Below are 2,355 nucleotides of genomic sequence, written 5' to 3'. Positions count from 1 at the left end.
TGTCAACGGCCAGTTTGATGTCCCCGCTGGTGGCCAGGTAGAAGTCCCCACCCTGTGCGGGATGTTCTTAGGTTGGCGGCACCTCCGTTCGATGGGTCATGCGGTAGGAGTCGCCGTCGGTGATGACGATGGTGGCGTGGTGCAGTAGGCGGTCGAGGATGCTGGCGGCGGTGGTGTGTTCGGGCAGGAATCGTCCCCATTGTTCGAAGGGCCAGTGGCTGGCGATCGCGAGGGAGCGGCGTTCGTAGGCGCCGGCGACGAGCCGGAACAGCAGTTGGGTGCCGGTGTCGTCGAGCGGGGCGAATCCGATCTCGTCGAGGATGAGCAGGTCTTGGCGTAGCAGGGTATCGATGGTTTTGCCGACGGTGTTGTCGGCCAGCCCGCGATACAGGGTCTCCACGAGGTCGGCGGCGGTGAAGTACCGCACTTTGTGCCCGGCATGCACTGCGGCGATCCCCAGCCCGATCAGGGTGTGACTCTTACCTGTCCCGGCCGGGCCGATCAAGGCCAGGTTGTGTTGGGCCCGAACCCATTCCAGCGAGGACAAGTATTCGAAAGTGTTGGCCGGGATGGACGATGCGGCTACGTCGAATGATTCCAGGGTTTTGGTGACCGGGAACCCGGCAGCTTTGAGCCGGTTGCGAATGTTGGAGGCATCACGGGCGGCGATCTCAGCTTCGATCAGGGTCCGCAGTACTTCTTCGGGTGTCCAGCGCTGGGTTTTCGCGGTGAGTAGCACCTCGGGTGCGCTGCGGCGGATGGAGGCCAGTTTCAATCGGCGTAGCGCGTGGTCGAGATCGGCAGGTAGGGGCGGCACTGGTTGGGGTGCAACCGGTTTCGATGTTGTGGTGGTCATGACACCTCCTTGTCGCCGGCGTCAAGCTTGTAGGCATCCAGCGAGCGGGTGGGCGCGGTAGGCAGGTGCCCGAGCAGTGCTGCGCCGGCCGGTCGCGGGTTCGGGGTGCCCGCTCCGGCATCGAGGATCGAACGCACATCGGCGGCCTTGAACCGCCGGAACGCCACCGCCCTGGTCAGGGCGGTGAGCACCTGTTCGTGGCCGTGGGAGGTGGTGAGTCGCAGGATGTCATCGAGTTCACCGGCCAGGCGGGTGTTCCCGATCGCCGCAGCACCTACCAGGAACTGCTCTGCAACCTCACCGAGTTCGCAGAATTGTTTCTCGGCAGCAGTTTTGGGTCGTGGCGCCCGACCAGGGGGTTTTCGTGGTCCGCCGTAGTGATCGTCGTCGAGGACGACCTCGCCGGGTGCGGCCAACCCATGTTCGGCGATCACCTCACCGGAGGTGGGTTCGGCGATCAGGAGCCGTTCACCGTCCTGGATGAGGGTCACGGTGGTTCCGATGAGCCGGTTGGGTACCGAATAGCGGGCCGAGGCATACCGGATGCAGGACAAGCGGTCGACCTTGCGGGTGACCGGCGGTGGACCGACCTGGGCCCGCAGAGACGGCAACGCCGACAACACTTCTCGTTCAATCACGAGTTGCTCGGCAGGCACGCACAGTGTGTCGCTGTGGCGGCGGGTGTTGACCTCGACGCACCAGTCCCGAGCGGCCCGGTTCGACGTATGCACATCCAGCTGCACGTCGTCACGACCTGCGGCGATCTTTGCTTCGGTCCACAACGGTTGCGCCAGATCCGACTGCGCGTAGCCGCACAGGTTCTCCACGATCCCTTTCGACTCCGGATCGGCGCCGTGACAGAAATCCGGGGCGAACCCGTAGTGGGTGGCAAACCGCACATACGTGGGGGTTGGCACGACCACGTTGGCGACGACTCCACCTTTGAGGCAACCCATCCGATCAGCGAGTACCTTGTGGGGCACTCCACCGATCTCCTCGAAGGCCTCGGCGATGAACCCGAGTGTGGTAGTGGCTGTTTCGTTGGTGGCGAACCGAACAAACCGCCAGCGTGAGAACGCCAGCACCGCGCAGAACATGTGCAGCCCACCGATCACGGCCCAATCGATGACCAGGTAGTCACCCGGCGCCCACACCGCTGGACGACGGCCACGGTGATGGTCACGGCGCCACTGAGTTTTCGAGGTAGCGACCAGACGACGGAAATTGCGGGCCGAGCCTTCATAGCCCGCCGCACGTGCTACCGGGAGCAGTCGTTTGGCGGTGATCCGGCCGTGTGAGCGCTCGACTCGCTCAGCGACCAGCTCGGCAACGGTGTCGTAGTTGCGGGCCCGTTCCTTGCGATCGGGTGGCTGATCGTCGGCCTCGAACCGGTCGACCACACGCTTGACGGTCTTGTGGGTAGTGCCGCACACCTCGGCTGCGGCGCGATAGCTTCCGAGTTCTCGGTAAGCAGAAATGATGTCCATACGGTCCTTCGC

At 64.2% G+C, this 2,355-nt stretch carries 2 protein-coding genes; both read right to left on the bottom strand.

Annotation, left to right across the window (positions count from 1 at the left end):
• Positions 1 to 67: 67 nt before the first annotated feature.
• Positions 68 to 856: an IS21-like element helper ATPase IstB gene (gene istB, locus KB201_RS24590; protein ID WP_211540880.1), complete on the bottom strand. Its 789-nt coding sequence runs from the start codon at positions 854 to 856 to the stop codon at positions 68 to 70.
• The coding region (istA, locus tag KB201_RS24585) for an IS21 family transposase (RefSeq protein ID WP_249146454.1) at positions 853 to 2,355 on the bottom strand (1,503 nt) is incomplete at its 5' end. The genes istB and istA, both read right to left, overlap by 4 nt.

It is taken from the genome of Gordonia sp. SCSIO 19800 (assembly GCF_018132775.1).
Classification (GTDB): Bacteria; Actinomycetota; Actinomycetes; order Mycobacteriales; family Mycobacteriaceae; genus Gordonia; species Gordonia hongkongensis.
Note: the sequence above shows the minus strand (reverse complement) of the source record. Positions and strands in the feature narration are given on the sequence as shown.

What these genes read in the sequence shown, in the direction of transcription:
- istB (WP_211540880.1), bottom strand. Translation starts at nt 856, where the DNA reads ATGACCACCACAACATCGAAACCGGTTGCACCCCAACCAGTGCCGCCC.